The organism is Acidobacteriota bacterium, assembly GCA_016208495.1.
Lineage (GTDB): Bacteria > Acidobacteriota > Blastocatellia > Chloracidobacteriales > Chloracidobacteriaceae > JACQXX01.
The window spans coordinates 1-13,675 of sequence record JACQXX010000081.1 but is presented as its reverse complement, the minus strand read 5'-3'; the positions used below and the strand labels follow the sequence as shown (position 1 = coordinate 13,675).

Sequence of the window (13,675 nt, the reverse complement as noted above, 5' to 3'; positions counted from 1 at the left end):
AGGGGCAAGGCTGGGGCTCAGGGTTTATAAAGACAAAAAGGACGAAAAGGACATAAAGGACATAAAGGACATAAATTCGAAAGCCCTGAGCCCTGAGCCCTGAGCCCTGAGCCCTGAGCCCTGAACCCCGATCTCATCCTTCAAAAAACGACGTCACTTCCTGAGCGTCAACCACGGCAATAGCGGCGACGTTGACAATGTCTTTGACTTCGGCACCGCGCTGCAGGACGTGAACCGGCTTGCTGAACCCCATCAACAACGGTCCAATTGCCTCAGCCCGACCCAGCCGGTAAATGAGCTTATAGGCAATGTTGGCTGACTGTAAATCAGGGAAAATCAATACGTTCGCTGGGGATTTTAGATTAGAGAACGGGTAATCCTCCAGAATTTCAGGCGTCAAGGCGGTATCGGCCATCATTTCGCCTTCAATTTGGAGATCTGGATATTTCTGTTTGACCAGTTCCGTGGCCTGCTGAACCCTGGTCACGAACGGATGCTGGGTGCTTCCAAAATTTGAGAATGAAAGCATGGCAATCCGAGGCTCAATCCCGAACCGGCGGACGCCTTCAGCGGCGAGCATCGCAATATGCGCGAGGTCTTCGGCATTGGGTTCGATGTTGACCGTCGTGTCAGCAAAAAAGTATACCCGGTTTTTGATGATCAGCATGTACATGCCCATCACCCGCGAAACGCCGGGGGCCGTCTGGATAATTTGAAGCGCCGGGCGAACTGTTTCCGGGTAGTTTTGGGTCACGCCAGACAGCAACGCATCCGCATCACCCATGCGAACCATCATCGGTCCAAACACATTCGGGTGTTTCAACCATTCTGACGTTTCCTGGCGGTTCAAGCCTTTGCGTTGACGGAGCCGAAACAGTTCGTCGGTGTAGGCTTCAAATTTTGGAAATGCTTCGGGGTCAACAAACTCAATTCCTTTTAAATCCAGGTGGAATTTTTCGGCGAGTGGGCGAATCCGCGATTCCTTGCCGATCAAAATCGGTTTGGCAATTCGGTCATCAACCAGGGCCTGGGCGGCTCGCAAAATGCGTTCGTGTGAACTTTCTGGGAAAACGATCCGCTTTGGATCGCGCCGGGCTTTGGCAATCATCATGCGCATGACTTCGTGCGATTTCCCAAGCCGACTGATGAGTTGTTCGCGGTATTCATCCAGGTCAATTGAAATGCGGGCCACGCCGCTCTTCATGGCGGCTTCCGCCACTGCTGAGCAGGCCCAAATGAGCACCCGATAGTCAAACGGTTTGGGAATGATGTATTCCGGTCCAAATGACAGGTGCGATAAACCATAAGCCTTGGCCACCGAATCGGGAACGTCTTCCTTGGCCAGCGCAGCCAGGGCATTGACGGCACCCAGCATCATTTCCTCGTTCATGCATCGGGCACGCACATCGAGCGCACCACGGAAAATGAAGGGAAAGCCCAGGACATTGTTGACTTGATTTGGGTAATCAGATCGCCCGGTACACATAATGCAATCGGGACGGGCTTCTTTGGCTTCGTCATAGCCGATTTCGGGGTCAGGGTTTGCCATCGCGAAAATAATTGGTTTGGGGCCCATCAACTTCAACATGTCGCCCGTGACCATGCCCTTGACCGAAAGCCCAATGAAGACATCCGCGTCCCGCATTGCATCCGAGAGGGTTCGCGCCCCGGTTTCGACGGCAAATTCAAGTTTGTGCTCATTCATCCCCTGTTCGCGGCCTTTGTAAATCACTCCGTGGCTGTCACACATTAAAATGTGGTTTGGATTGACTCCAAGGCGAATGTAGAGCCGGGCGCAGCCCATTGCTGCCGCCCCCGCACCTGAAAACACCATTTTGATGTCTTGAATATTTTTTCCAACCAGTTCGAGGGCATTGATCAAAGCGGCGGCTGAAATAATGGCCGTGCCGTGTTGATCGTCGTGAAAAACCGGGATTTGAAGTTCTTCCCGAAGCCGTTTCTCGATGTAAAAACACTCTGGCGCCTTGATGTCTTCGAGATTGATGCCGCCAAAGGTTGGCTCAAGGATTTTCACCGTTCGGATAATGTCTTCCGGGTCATCGGCGGCCAGTTCGAGATCAAACACATCAATGTCGGCAAAGCGCTTAAACAAAACGGCTTTTCCTTCCATGACCGGTTTTCCGGCCAGCGGACCGATGTTTCCAAGCCCAAGCACCGCCGTTCCATTGGTAATCACCGCGACCAGATTACCCTTGGCGGTATAGCTGTAGGCAGTATCCGGGTCACGGGCAATTTCCAGGCAGGGTTCGGCCACGCCCGGTGTGTAGGCCAGTGATAAATCACGCTGGGTCAGGCAGGGTTTGGTCGGAACAACTTCGATTTTCCCTTTCCGACCTTCACTGTGGTAATCGAGGGCAGCTTGTCGTCGGTTCATAGATGCTGGCTGGTCGGGCTCGGCCAGAGGAAACGCCGTTTGACCAGGGATCCTTTCTTGGGAGGTGAGTTGGGACAAAATCAGGGGAATCAGGCGAGAGAAAAGTAGTTGAACTGGCGACGGGCTGCAAATATTTTCTTTGGAGCGTCGGAAAGCCGCATCAAGCCGCCGCACTCCATATTGACCTTGTGCCGTGAAATCAGTACTTTGCCCAATTCACTCCGAATCGTGTTTTTACCTTCTTTTGAATCGAAAATCTTTGTGGCACATCTTGATCTTCACCGGCTGGAATATCTGTTTGATCTGATTCGCGAGCTGGTGTCACGCGAAATAAAAATCCAATACAAGCGCTCGTACCTGGGTGTGGCGTGGACCATCGCCCTTCCGTTGACCCAACTGATCGTTTTTTCATTTGTATTTAAAGGCGTGTTGAAACTGGATATCCCCAATTATGGCGCCTTTGTCTTTTGCGGCCTGCTGGTCTGGAACTGGTTCCAACTTTCCACGGTTCAGGGCGCCGTGGCCATTATTCAAAAGCCGGAGCTGATTTCCCGCCCCGGATTTCCAACCTGGGTTTTGCCGATTGTCTTTGTCACCATCAACCTGATTCATTTTCTGGTCTCGCTTCCGTTTCTGGTCATGCTGTTACTATTTAAAGGAGGCGTGCTGACGTGGTGGCTGTTGCTGTTGCCGGTGGTCATCGCGATCCAGTTTGTCTTTTTACTGGGGCTCAGTCTGATTGTGGCCACAACCAACGTCGTCATGCGCGATACCCAGCATTTATTAAGTGTGATTTTGCCGCTGTTGTTTTATATGACCCCGGTGTGTTACGACCTGAAACTGGTCCCGGCATCGCTGAAATGGGTGTACCAGTTCAATCCCCTGACTCATTTGCTTGAGGCGTACCGCAACATTTTGATTTTTGGCAAACCGCCGGAACTGACGGGTCTGCTCCTGTTGTGGTTGCTGTCAATGATTGTGGTCTGGTACGGGAACCGGATCTTTCATCAAAAGAGCCATACATTTATTGAGGAATTGTGATGAAAGAAACCATCATCGTTGACCATTTGTGGAAGAAATTTCGTCGGTTCAGCAAGTTTCGCCCCCGCACGCTCAAAGATATGTTGATTCAAGGATTTCGCGAACTGAAACCAACCGAGACCTTTTGGGCGCTTCGCGATGTGTCATTTTCGGTCGGCCCAGGAGAAATGGTGGGGATTATCGGAAAAAACGGGGCTGGGAAATCAACCCTCCTCCGATTGGTGGGAGGCGTGGGATTGCCAAACGAAGGCAAAATCACGGTTGAAAAACCGGTTCGCGGTTTGCTGGAACTCGGCGCCGGGTTTTCGCCAGATTTGAACGGGCGGGAGAATGCCTATGTCGCCGGAGTCATTGACGGGCTCACTCGCCGTCAGGTTTCGGAACGAATGGACTCGATTATTGATTTTGCCGAACTTGGCGCCTATATAGACCAACCCCTGCGGACCTACAGCACCGGAATGCGGCTACGGCTGGCCTTTGCCGTCGCCGTTCACACCGAACCACGTGTGCTGCTCATTGATGAAGTGCTGGCAGTCGGAGACGCGGCCTTCCGAACCAAATGTATTGACCGCATCTCCCGGTTTCGGGACGACGGCTGCACCATTTTGTTTGTCTCACACGACGAAGAACAGGTCCGCCAGTTTTGTGACCGGTTGCTCTGGCTGCATCACGGTGAAGTCATTACCTATGGCCCCACCCAGGAAGTGCTCAATACCTATCTGACCCAGATGAATCAAAATGATGCGTTGTAAACCAGTCAGTAGTCAGTAGTTGATAAGTCAGTAGTCAGTAGTCAGTAGTTGATGAGTCAGTAGTCAGTAGTCAGTAGACAAAACCCGGATCGTTGAATTCGTCGAATTCTTGAAAAAAATTGTTTCTAAATGATTCAACTACTGACTACTGACTACTGACTACTGACTACTGACTACTGACTACTGACTACTGACTACTGACTACTGACTACTGACTAACAAACGCTCCAATGCCGTCCGGAGGGTGCCGGTTATGGGCACGGACTTGCGGGTTTCCCGGTCAACAAAAACGTGAACAAAGTACCCGGTGGCAGCGGCAGTCGGCTCATTGTGCTTGAAGATGGACAGTTCATACCGGACGCTTGAATTGCCCAGTTTTCCGACTCGCAGGCCAACTTCAATTATTTCCGGAAAGGCCAGCGATTGCATAAACCGACAATGTGATTCGGCGGCCAGCCCGATGACGGAACCCGACTCGATATCAAGTCCGCCTTCGGCAATCAGGTACTGGTTAATGGCGGTGTCAAAGAAGGCATAATACAGGGCATTGTTGACGTGCCCGTAAATGTCATTATCCATCCAACGCGTTTGAATGGACAAAAAGTGACGAAATTCCTCGCGAGTTATTTCAGGTTTGGATTGCATAGGAAATGAATTTTACTCAGAAAAAGTAACAATTTGCCGGACAGCTTGAGCCTGGGCCAGCCGGTCAAATCCAAGATTGATTTCGTCGAGTTTCAAGGTGTGGGTGTGGAGCTTGTCTACTGGCAGAATTCCAGCCTGATACATATTGATAAACCTGGGAATATCGCGGCGCGGGACGGATGAGCCCATGTAGGAGCCTTTGACCGTGCGTTCTTCAAGCGTCAGGCTGACTGCTGGAATGGAAAACATTTTATTGGGATGCGGCAGACCAATGGTGATCGTGGTGCCGCCGCGCCCAGTTGCCTGGTATGCCTGGATCAAAACACTTTCAGCGCCAACGCTTTCAAACGCACAGGTTACACCGCCGTGAGTTATGTCTTTGATGGCCGCAACCGGGTCGTCCTGGCCGGCATTGACCGTGTGGGTTGCTCCCAGGTCACGAGCCAGCGTCAGTTTGTCATCCACCCGGTCAACCGCGATGATGGGATAGGCGCCAACGGCTCGGAGCCCCATCACGACGCTGAGCCCAACGCCGCCCAATCCAAAAACAGCGGCTGAGGTTCCAGCTTCAACCCGGGCGGTGTTGACCACGGCGCCGACGCCAGTCATCACGGCACATCCGAAGAGCGCAGCCATTTCGAGTGAAACGGACGGGTCAATTTTCACCAGTGATTCCTGGGCGGCGACGGTAAACTGTGAAAAGGCTGAGACCCCAAGGTGGTGGTAGCACCGTCGGGACTCTGAATCGGTAAATCGGCAGCCACCCGAGAGAAGTGTCCCGGCAACGTTGGCCCGGGCACCAAATTCACACAGCGCCCCTCGTCCCGAAGCACAATAGAGGCAATGGCCGCAAATCGGAACAAAACTGAACACCACGTGGTCTCCCGGAGCAAATTCTGTGACCTCCGGCCCAACTTCGCGGACAATCCCGCTGGCTTCGTGGCCCATTACCATCGGTATGATGCGTGGGCGCGAGCCATCCACCACTGACAGGTCGGAATGGCACAACCCGGCGCCAACAATTTCAATCAGCACTTCGCCTGATTCAGGCCCAGCCAGGGTTAGTTCATCAATCACCATCGGCAGGCTTTGGGCAAAGGGCTGTGACCGACCCATTTCATAGAGAACAGCAGCTTTTGTTTTCATGGTTTTCCTTGTGGTTCAAAAAAAGAAGATTTCGGCTGGCTTTTCAATTGCAAATATGGGGCTGAAACAAATAGCATTTTGCAGGACTCAAACTCAAGTTTAATACCAGTCAGTAGTCAGTAGTCAGTAGTCAGTAGTCAGTAGTCAGTAGTCAGTAGTCAGTAGTCAGTAGTTCGCTAAGTTTATTTGATTGAATTACTTAACAGTTGACTAAACCGAAAGTTTCATTGCGAATTGGTAAGTACCCTGTCAGAAGTTTCCTGAGCTATTGGATTTGGTAAGTGCTTGATTTTTTTCTGTGGTTTCCGTAGTTTCCGTGGTTAAAATGCCTGGAAATTTTCGGTAAGGTACTTATAACTCTAAGGATCAAGTATGTTTTCAAAAGCGATTGTTCGCAAACCAGGCACCACGTTCGCCCAGGGAATCACCTCGTCAACCGCAGGCACACCCGATCTTGAGATGGCACTGACTCAACACCAGCGGTATCGCGAAGCGTTGCACGCCTGTGGCCTGTCGTTGACGGTATTGGAAGCGGATGACCAGTTTCCCGATTCAACCTTTGTCGAAGATACAGCAATTCTCACGCCGTACTTTGCCGTCATCTCTCGCCCTGGCGCAAGCCGCCGGCAGGGTGAAGTTCAAGCAATGGCAGAGGTTCTGGCCGATCACATTCATACCCTGTATGCCATCACCGCCCCCGGATCGGTTGACGGAGGCGATATTTGCCAGGTCGGCCACCATTTTTTCATTGGCATTTCCGAACGCACCAACGAAACCGGTGCCAAACAACTGGCCGAGTTCCTCCGGCTGGCCGGCTATAGTTCTTCGACGATTGATATTCGGACGATCCCTGGTCTGTTGCATTTGAAGACGGGGCTTTCCTATCTGGAACACCAGACCGTTCTGGCAACTCGGGCCATGCTGAGTTGTCATCAATTCGCTGGATTTCAAGTGATTTGTGTGCCGGAAGATGAGGAATATGCCGCCAACTGCGTGTATGTCAACGGTCGAGTTCTCATTCCATCTGGATACCCGAAAGTTGCCGCACAGTTGACCGAAGCCGGTTACCAGATTGTGCCGCTCGACATGTCGGAATTTCAAAAAATGGATGGCGGATTGAGTTGTTTATCGCTCAGATTTTAGAATTGATCTGGGGGTACACTCCCATAAGCACCAGGATAAGAAACCCTGTGTTTTTTCCGTTGGCATTGACTGACGCTCTTGTCGGGTCTGGATCTCATTGCGGGCCGTGACCGTGGGCTTCGCACCACGGCTATTACACAACGACTATGCGGGCCTGCAATCCTTATCCTGGCGCTTATGGGGGTCTGTTCAGCATCGCACAAGCTAAATCCCAAAACCGGACAGTTTGTCAAAGTTGAATCAGAGTCTTTGTGCTGTTTTTGTCATTGACCTCAGCGAAGGCGCACCCAGAGTAAAAACCATCCTAACTTATTCAAAATACAGATATTTCTTGTTTTTTCTTCATTCTTCATTCTTTATTCTTCATTCAAAATGGCTGGGTAGCAGATATTTCAAAATCTTGGAATACAGTTTGCACTGGAGTTGTCTGTCCACTTTGAGTCAATTCAAAGATCTCACAAAAAATGGAGAGTTCAGAGTTCCGATTAAAACCGGAACTCTGAACTATTTTTGAAATCTGCTTTTGAGGAAGACATTATGATCGTTTTGCGCAACCTGGAAAAATCCTTTGATCACGGCCACACCCGACATTTTGTCCTGCGGCGGATCAATGTTGAAATCAAACCCGGCGAATTTATTTCGATTATGGGGCCCTCAGGTGCCGGTAAAACGACCTTGCTCAATATTTTAGGAATGCACGACAGTGCCTGGACGGGTGAATATGTGCTCAATGAGCAGCCAATTCACAAACTGAGCAAAAAAGAACGATTCGAAATCCAGAAGAAAACTTTTGGGTTTGTCTTTCAAAGCTACCACCTGCTCGACAATTTGACAGTGTATGAAAACCTCGAAATCCCGCTTTCCTACCGCAACATCAAGCGCAAGGAATGCGAAAGCATGGTTTGTGACGTGCTGGACCGGTTTCAAATTGTCGGCAAAAAAGACCTCTATCCCAACCAGCTTTCCGGAGGCCAGCAGCAACTTGTGTCCATTGCCCGAGCCATCATCGCCGGTCCGAAAGTCATTTTAGCGGACGAACCAACGGGGAACCTCCATTCCAAACAAGCCGAAGAAATCATGGAATTGTTCAAACGGCTCAATGATGAAGGCACCACCATCATTCAGGTCACGCATTCAGAACGCAATGCGTCGTTTGGCAACCGGGTGATCAATATTTTCGATGGCTGGATTGCTGCGGAATAATGAAAAGCGGTGTCAAGCCACCGCACTCCAAAAATGTGTTACCCGCGCTGGTTTGGAAATTGAATCTGGGCAATTTTCTCAGCCATGTCGTGGGTAGGGCAAAACGCCAGTTCCGCAGCGGCAATCCGACTGACGCGAATGCGCATGAACTGGACTTTTCCCAACGAACTATTCCCGGCAAATCCTTCCAGTGGCCGTTTAATCGGGCTGAGACACTGAAATTCAATCTCTGAATCAAGCGACAGTAACGCTGATTTCCACCCAGGCGGCTCCAAAACATTTGACCCGACAAGCAGAAGCGCTGGGGTATCGGCCAACAATGGCATTGCTCCCATGGCGCGGGCATAGGCGGTTGAACCGGCAGCCGTTGAAACCAGTGCCCCGTCGGCAATGAGCTTCGGGATTTTGACCCGCCCGTTGACTTTGACTTCAACCCAGCCGACCTGGCTCGTGGCCCGTTCAACCCAGGCATCGTTAAAACTCAGGCTGCTTACCATTGATCCGTCTTCGAGTTGGGCTTCAACATACAACAACGGCATTTGTCTGATCAATAATTCCTGGGGTCGAAAAGAGCCATTGAGCACTTCATTGGCTTCGTTGAGCAAAAACCCAAGGTGGCCCGCATTGACCCCAAAAAACGGCAATCGCAAGTGCCAGTACTGGCTGATGGCCCCGAGCATCATCCCATCTCCGCCAATGACCAGAATACAATTGGGATTTTGATCATCCCGGTACGGTTCAAACCGGGGCACGAGCGACCTGGCCTTGGGGTTTGATTCGTCCGGGACAATCAGCAGGCGTGGTTTTTCAAACTGAAACCGCGTCAAGCGACTGGGAATCCGTCCCAGATATAATTCATAGCGCTCGATATACCCTGCCACTTCAGGGGTTACCAAACCATCAATCGGTTGATGATTAAAAATCCGTTCTCGAATCGAGGAACTTGCCCCCGATACCTGAACATGGAAAATCTGGTGGTGGGGCGGCAGGTCGCGTTCGTCAAAGTCAATGCCATCACGGGTGATAACCACAAAATTCAGGTGGTTCCAAATTTCAGATCCATTTTTCCAGGCGGTCTGGATAAATGAAGCACCATCTTTGCCACCCTTGATCAGATCCCCACCCACCACGTGCCAGACTTCGCCCTGGCTGGCATACCGATATTGAAGGTCGTGGGTGCGGGTAAAGGTCGCCTGTTCCAGATCAAAGAGATCAACTTCGACTTTTGGAAGCCCCCGAAAATTCAAATCGGCTAATGTTGCCCGAAAGATCGGTTCGATGTCATTGGTGGTCCGCTTGTCGGGTCGTGGACCACAGGGAACAATTATCACCCGATCAAAGTGGAGGGACAACAATCGGGCGATTTCTCGATGATGAATTCCTGGTGGATTAAAACTGCCGCCAAAAATGGCAATGCGTAAGGTCATAAGGTGAAAGAGAGTCAGTAGTCAGTAGTCAGTAATGCCAGTTAAGAGTTGAGGCGGTTTTTGGGTCGTGGAAGGCATGTAGCCCAGGGTTTTAACCCTGGGAAAACATTGCCTCCTCACCCCGCCCGGCCAGCCGCTGCCGTAGGCGGCGGCTGGCCGGGCGGGGAAATTTGGATTGGAGATGACCCGCATCCGGTGGTGGCGCGTCCAAAGCGACGCTGACCACCGGCTCACTTTACTCCATCCCTTCGGGATGAAAACCAAAAAACACTTCAATCCTTAACTGGCATTACTGACTACTGACTACTGACTTGATTCGATCAATTTGATTAAAATCCTCGTGTGACAGCGGCCCAAAATCCAGCGCCTTCAGGTTTTCTTCCACCTGCGCCACCGTTTTAAACCCCGGAATTGGAATTGTCCGTGGGTGACGCGCCCAAATCCAGGCCAGTGCTCCCTGGGCCAGGGTTCGATTATTTCGGGTGAGAATTTCTCGCAGGCAATTGATTTGATTGAGGATTTGGGCCTGTTTCCCCTCCTTGAGATTCCACCCGAACCGTCGCCGCATGTCGTTTTCAGCAAAGGTTGAATCAGCCTGGTATTTTCCGGTCAGTAATCCCATGCCTAATGGACGGCGGGCAATGCAGGCCAGGTCGAATTCGTCGCACAGGTCGAGCGTTTGCTGATTGGCGTCAACCAGGTTGAGGAGCTGCGGAGACGCGGTGCAATGCTCTCCCTGGGCAAAGAGTCGAATCCGGTCGGGGTCTTCGGTGGCCCAGGCATAAAATCTGATTTTTCCCTGGGCGACGAGATGTTCGAGGGTATCGCGGACTTCAGCAGCCCGTGTCAGGTCATAATCGTGGAGGTGAAACTGGTAGACATCAATGTAATCCCGTCCCAGCCGGCGCAAACTGGCGTCACAGGCTTGCTGGACGTAGGCCGGGCTGCCGTCCTTCCCGGTTACGCAACGTCGAGTTTCATCAAAGGTGTAGCCAAATTTGGCGGTAATCACCATCTGATGCCGATGCTCCCTGAGCACCTGTCCCAGCAGTCGTTCGCTGTGCCCGCAGCCATACACATCAGAGGTATCAAAAAACGTAACGCCAAGGTCAATGGCGCGGTGCAGCGCCCGCAGCGACTCAGCATCATCCACCGTTCCATAGCCCATCCATCCGCCCTGATCTTCAAAGGGGCCCCCAATGGCCCAGCATCCAAGACCGAGGGCGCTCACTTCGATTCCACTTCGACCAAGAAAACGAACCAGTCTCATTGATTCCGTGAACCTCCGGGATTGAATTGGTTTGAAGAAAAATGAACCGTCTGGCTTGCCAGTCACAAACTATAGCATTGTCAGAAGATTTGGGATATTTGCAATTTCATGGAAAAAATGGGGATCGCGCATTGCCGTGTCAGGAGTGATTGACTATTGTTGACCTCATTCCCATTCCGCTCTTTCATTGGTGTTTGAATTCACTCAGAGATCAAACCCTCAACGAAAACCTGAATCTGGATTCCCTCCTCCGAGAAACGGTTATACCTCAAATATTTGAACTTCCCTGGTGCGACCTATGCTGAAACGGCTGATGTGTTTGTGGATGTTGATTTGGTGTGCCGGAATACCGGTTTTGGCCCTTAACCCGATTGAAAAACCGACATCAGATGCGGGGATGCCCCAACCCAAAGACCCCCCATCCTTGAGTTTGGCCAGCCCGGAGGAACTTCGTGAAGCCCTCACAACCGCCAAACGGCAGCGCAAAAAAATCGGACTGGTCCTCAGTGGCGGCGGGGCGAGAGGCTTTGCCCATATCGGCGTGCTGGAATGGTTTGAGGAAAACCGCATTCCGATTGACTCGATTGCCGGCACCAGCATGGGCGCTCTGGTTGGCGGAATGTACACGATGGGCATGAAGCCGAAAGAGATTCGGGACTTCATGAAAAGTATTGATTGGAATAAGGCAATTGGTACCGGTCCAACCTATGACCAGTTGCAATTTCGGCGCAAGGAAGACCGCAATTCCTATCAAACCAACTTCGAATTGGGCCTGAAAAAAGGGCCGACGCTGCCACTTGGAATCAGCCCGGCGCACTACATCGGATTGATGATTGATCGGTTGACGCTGCCCTATGCCAAAATCAACAATTTCGACGAGTTACCGATTCCATTCCGCTGTGTGGCGACTGATTTTTTGAGCGGAAAGACCGAAGTCATGCGTGACAAATCGCTGGCTCAGGCCCTGCGGGCCACGATGTCAATTCCAGGTCTGTTCCCACCAGTTGAGCGCGAAGGAAAAGTCCTGGTGGATGGCGCCTTGCTCAACAACATTCCGACCGATGCCATGCGCGATGAATTAAAACCTGACATCGTGATCGCGGTTGATGTCGGAACTCCGCTCGGCGATCTGAAGGCCATTTCTTCATTTCTGGGAATTCTGCAACAGTCGCTGACGATTATGACGCTCGATAGTGACCGTCGAAATCTGGCCAAGGCCAATATCATTATTTCGCCACAACTGGAAAAATACTCGCTCCTTGATTTCAAACCGGTAGATGACATTGCCAATCTGGGATACAAGGCAGCGACTGAAAGTGAAAGCACACTGTCCATGCTGGCGATTGATGCCCCTACCTGGGATGAATACCTTATCGCGCGGAGCGAACGCCAGCGCTCGGAAATTCCAATTCCAACCGGAATTGACGTTCAGGGAACCGAAACCGCCGATGCTGAACTGATCAAACCTGATTTTGAAGACATGATCGGTCGTCCACTCAATGTTGAGGACCTCGAAGCGAATCTCACCAAATACACCGGTGTAGGCCGGTATGACAGCCTGGGGTATGAATTCTCGGCGAAACCAAAAGACAACACGCTGATCATTTCGGTGCTGGAAAAAACCTATGCCCCGCCGACCATGAATTTTGGCCTGGAGATTGATGGATCTGACGTCAATAACATCAATTTCACGGTGGGCACTCGATTGACGTTTTTTGATCTGGTCAAGCACGGGACGGAATGGCGCAACGATGTGCGGCTTGGATTTCAGACATATCTGGCCTCAGAGTTTTTCTACCCGTTGAATGAAATCCAGCCGTTTGGCTATAGCGGCTTTTTTGCGGCGCCACGCGTTACCTACCAGCGCCGCCGCCAAAATGTGTTTGTTGGTGACCGAAACATTGCCGAGTACCAGTTGGATCGGACCGGATTGGGGTTTGACTTTGGGCTGATCAATCAGCGCCACGAACTGCGGGCCGGAATGGAGTTTGGCCACACGGACGCCAAAGTTCGAGCTGGTGACCCTGGCCTTCCAAGCGTTGATGGTCGGTTTGCGCTTGCCCGCATCCGCTGGGCATTTGATGGCCAGGACAGCGCCACGGTTCCGTCTAAGGGTTTGCGGACCTCGGTGGAAGGCCGCTGGTTTTTTGACAGCCCAAACAGCCCTGGTACTTCGGGCAGTTTCCCGCAGGCCGAAGCCCGGCTGTCCTATTTCAAACCAGCATTTGATAAAGGCTCACTGTTTCTGGTGAGTTCGGGTGGTTCGTCATTGAATTATGACGCCACTCCGACCGAATCTTTCACCGTGGGCGGCCCATTCCGGTTAAGTTCGTTTGATCGGGATGAATTCCGTGGAAATCATTATTTTCTGAATAGTCTTGGCTATTTGCGGCCAATCGGGGAATTACCGCCACTCATTGGCAAGAAGGTTTTTATCGGCGGATGGTATGACATTGGCGGTGCCTGGGGTGGGCCATTAACCGATGCCACCCGGCTTCGGTATCGCCAAAGTATCTCCGCCGGACTGGTGGTGGATACCATTTTTGGTCCTTTTTCACTGATTGGAAGCGTCGGCGAGAGCGGACGCGGGAAAATCTTCTTCGCCTTTGGGAAATTCTTTTAGAGCAGGGTTCGGGGTTCGGGGTTCGGGGTT

The 13,675-nt window shown here is 51.5% G+C and carries 11 protein-coding genes; 5 read left to right on the top strand and 6 right to left on the bottom strand.

Features of this window, described 5'->3' with window-relative positions; all coding sequences use genetic code 11:
• Positions 1 to 133 precede the first annotated feature (133 nt).
• On the bottom strand, positions 134 to 2,395 hold the full coding sequence (locus HY774_16380) for an NADP-dependent malic enzyme (GenBank protein ID MBI4750063.1): 2,262 nt from the start codon (positions 2,393 to 2,395) through the stop codon (positions 134 to 136).
• A gap of 228 nt (positions 2,396 to 2,623) precedes the next feature.
• On the opposite strand from HY774_16380, the gene HY774_16375 reads away from it, so the two are divergent.
• Together HY774_16375 and HY774_16370 are read left to right on the top strand one after the other, a co-directional pair.
• A complete protein-coding gene (locus HY774_16375) occupies positions 2,624 to 3,436 on the top strand; it encodes an ABC transporter permease (GenBank protein ID MBI4750062.1) in 813 nt (270 codons plus the stop codon).
• Entirely contained in the window at positions 3,436 to 4,188 is a 753-nt protein-coding gene (locus HY774_16370; GenBank protein MBI4750061.1) for an ABC transporter ATP-binding protein, read from the top strand. Before HY774_16375 ends, HY774_16370 begins: the two co-directional genes overlap by 1 nt.
• A gap of 201 nt (positions 4,189 to 4,389) precedes the next feature.
• Here HY774_16370 and HY774_16365 read toward each other — a convergent pair whose 3' ends face one another.
• Together HY774_16365 and HY774_16360 are read right to left on the bottom strand one after the other, a co-directional pair.
• Positions 4,390 to 4,833, bottom strand: a complete 444-nt coding sequence (locus tag HY774_16365) for an acyl-CoA thioesterase (GenBank protein ID MBI4750060.1) — start codon at positions 4,831 to 4,833, stop codon at positions 4,390 to 4,392.
• 12 nt (positions 4,834 to 4,845) lie between these two features.
• On the bottom strand, positions 4,846 to 5,979 hold the full coding sequence (locus HY774_16360) for a zinc-dependent alcohol dehydrogenase family protein (GenBank protein MBI4750059.1): 1,134 nt from the start codon (positions 5,977 to 5,979) through the stop codon (positions 4,846 to 4,848).
• A 372-nt stretch (positions 5,980 to 6,351) separates the two neighbouring features.
• Here HY774_16360 and HY774_16355 point away from each other — a divergent pair, with 372 nt between their 5' ends.
• Positions 6,352 to 7,122, top strand: coding sequence for a N(G),N(G)-dimethylarginine dimethylaminohydrolase (locus HY774_16355; protein ID MBI4750058.1), 771 nt, complete (start codon positions 6,352 to 6,354; stop codon positions 7,120 to 7,122).
• Positions 7,123 to 7,659: 537 nt separating this feature from the next.
• Positions 7,660 to 8,325: an ABC transporter ATP-binding protein gene (locus HY774_16350; protein MBI4750057.1), complete on the top strand. Its 666-nt coding sequence runs from the start codon at positions 7,660 to 7,662 to the stop codon at positions 8,323 to 8,325.
• Positions 8,326 to 8,363: 38 nt separating this feature from the next.
• Here the strand turns inward: HY774_16350 and HY774_16345 are convergent, their stop codons facing one another.
• From HY774_16345 to HY774_16335, 3 genes are read right to left on the bottom strand one after another with little or no spacing between them, the layout of a single operon-like run.
• On the bottom strand, positions 8,364 to 9,752 hold the full coding sequence (locus HY774_16345; protein MBI4750056.1) for an NAD(+)/NADH kinase: 1,389 nt from the start codon (positions 9,750 to 9,752) through the stop codon (positions 8,364 to 8,366).
• Between the two features lie 21 nt (positions 9,753 to 9,773).
• Positions 9,774 to 9,986, bottom strand: a complete 213-nt coding sequence (locus HY774_16340; protein MBI4750055.1) for a hypothetical protein — start codon at positions 9,984 to 9,986, stop codon at positions 9,774 to 9,776.
• Between the two features lie 55 nt (positions 9,987 to 10,041).
• Positions 10,042 to 11,022, bottom strand: a complete 981-nt coding sequence (locus tag HY774_16335) for an aldo/keto reductase (GenBank protein MBI4750054.1) — start codon at positions 11,020 to 11,022, stop codon at positions 10,042 to 10,044.
• 298 nt (positions 11,023 to 11,320) lie between these two features.
• Between HY774_16335 and HY774_16330 the strand changes: the two genes are divergently transcribed.
• Complete coding sequence (locus tag HY774_16330; protein ID MBI4750053.1) at positions 11,321 to 13,645, top strand: patatin-like phospholipase family protein; 2,325 nt, start codon at positions 11,321 to 11,323, stop codon at positions 13,643 to 13,645.
• Positions 13,646 to 13,675 lie beyond the last annotated feature (30 nt).

Bases quoted from the DNA above. Each gene is read 5' to 3' on its own strand.
- HY774_16365 (MBI4750060.1), bottom strand. From the start codon at position 4,833: ATGCAATCCAAACCTGAAATAACTCGCGAGGAATTTCGTCACTTTTTG.
- HY774_16370 (MBI4750061.1), top strand. From the start codon at position 3,436: ATGAAAGAAACCATCATCGTTGACCATTTGTGGAAGAAATTTCGTCGG.
- HY774_16330 (MBI4750053.1), top strand. From the start codon at position 11,321: ATGCTGAAACGGCTGATGTGTTTGTGGATGTTGATTTGGTGTGCCGGA.
- HY774_16350 (MBI4750057.1), top strand. From the start codon at position 7,660: ATGATCGTTTTGCGCAACCTGGAAAAATCCTTTGATCACGGCCACACC.
- HY774_16380 (MBI4750063.1), bottom strand. From the start codon at position 2,395: ATGAACCGACGACAAGCTGCCCTCGATTACCACAGTGAAGGTCGGAAA.
- HY774_16335 (MBI4750054.1), bottom strand. From the start codon at position 11,022: ATGAGACTGGTTCGTTTTCTTGGTCGAAGTGGAATCGAAGTGAGCGCC.
- HY774_16360 (MBI4750059.1), bottom strand. From the start codon at position 5,979: ATGAAAACAAAAGCTGCTGTTCTCTATGAAATGGGTCGGTCACAGCCC.
- HY774_16355 (MBI4750058.1), top strand. From the start codon at position 6,352: ATGTTTTCAAAAGCGATTGTTCGCAAACCAGGCACCACGTTCGCCCAG.
- HY774_16345 (MBI4750056.1), bottom strand. From the start codon at position 9,752: ATGACCTTACGCATTGCCATTTTTGGCGGCAGTTTTAATCCACCAGGA.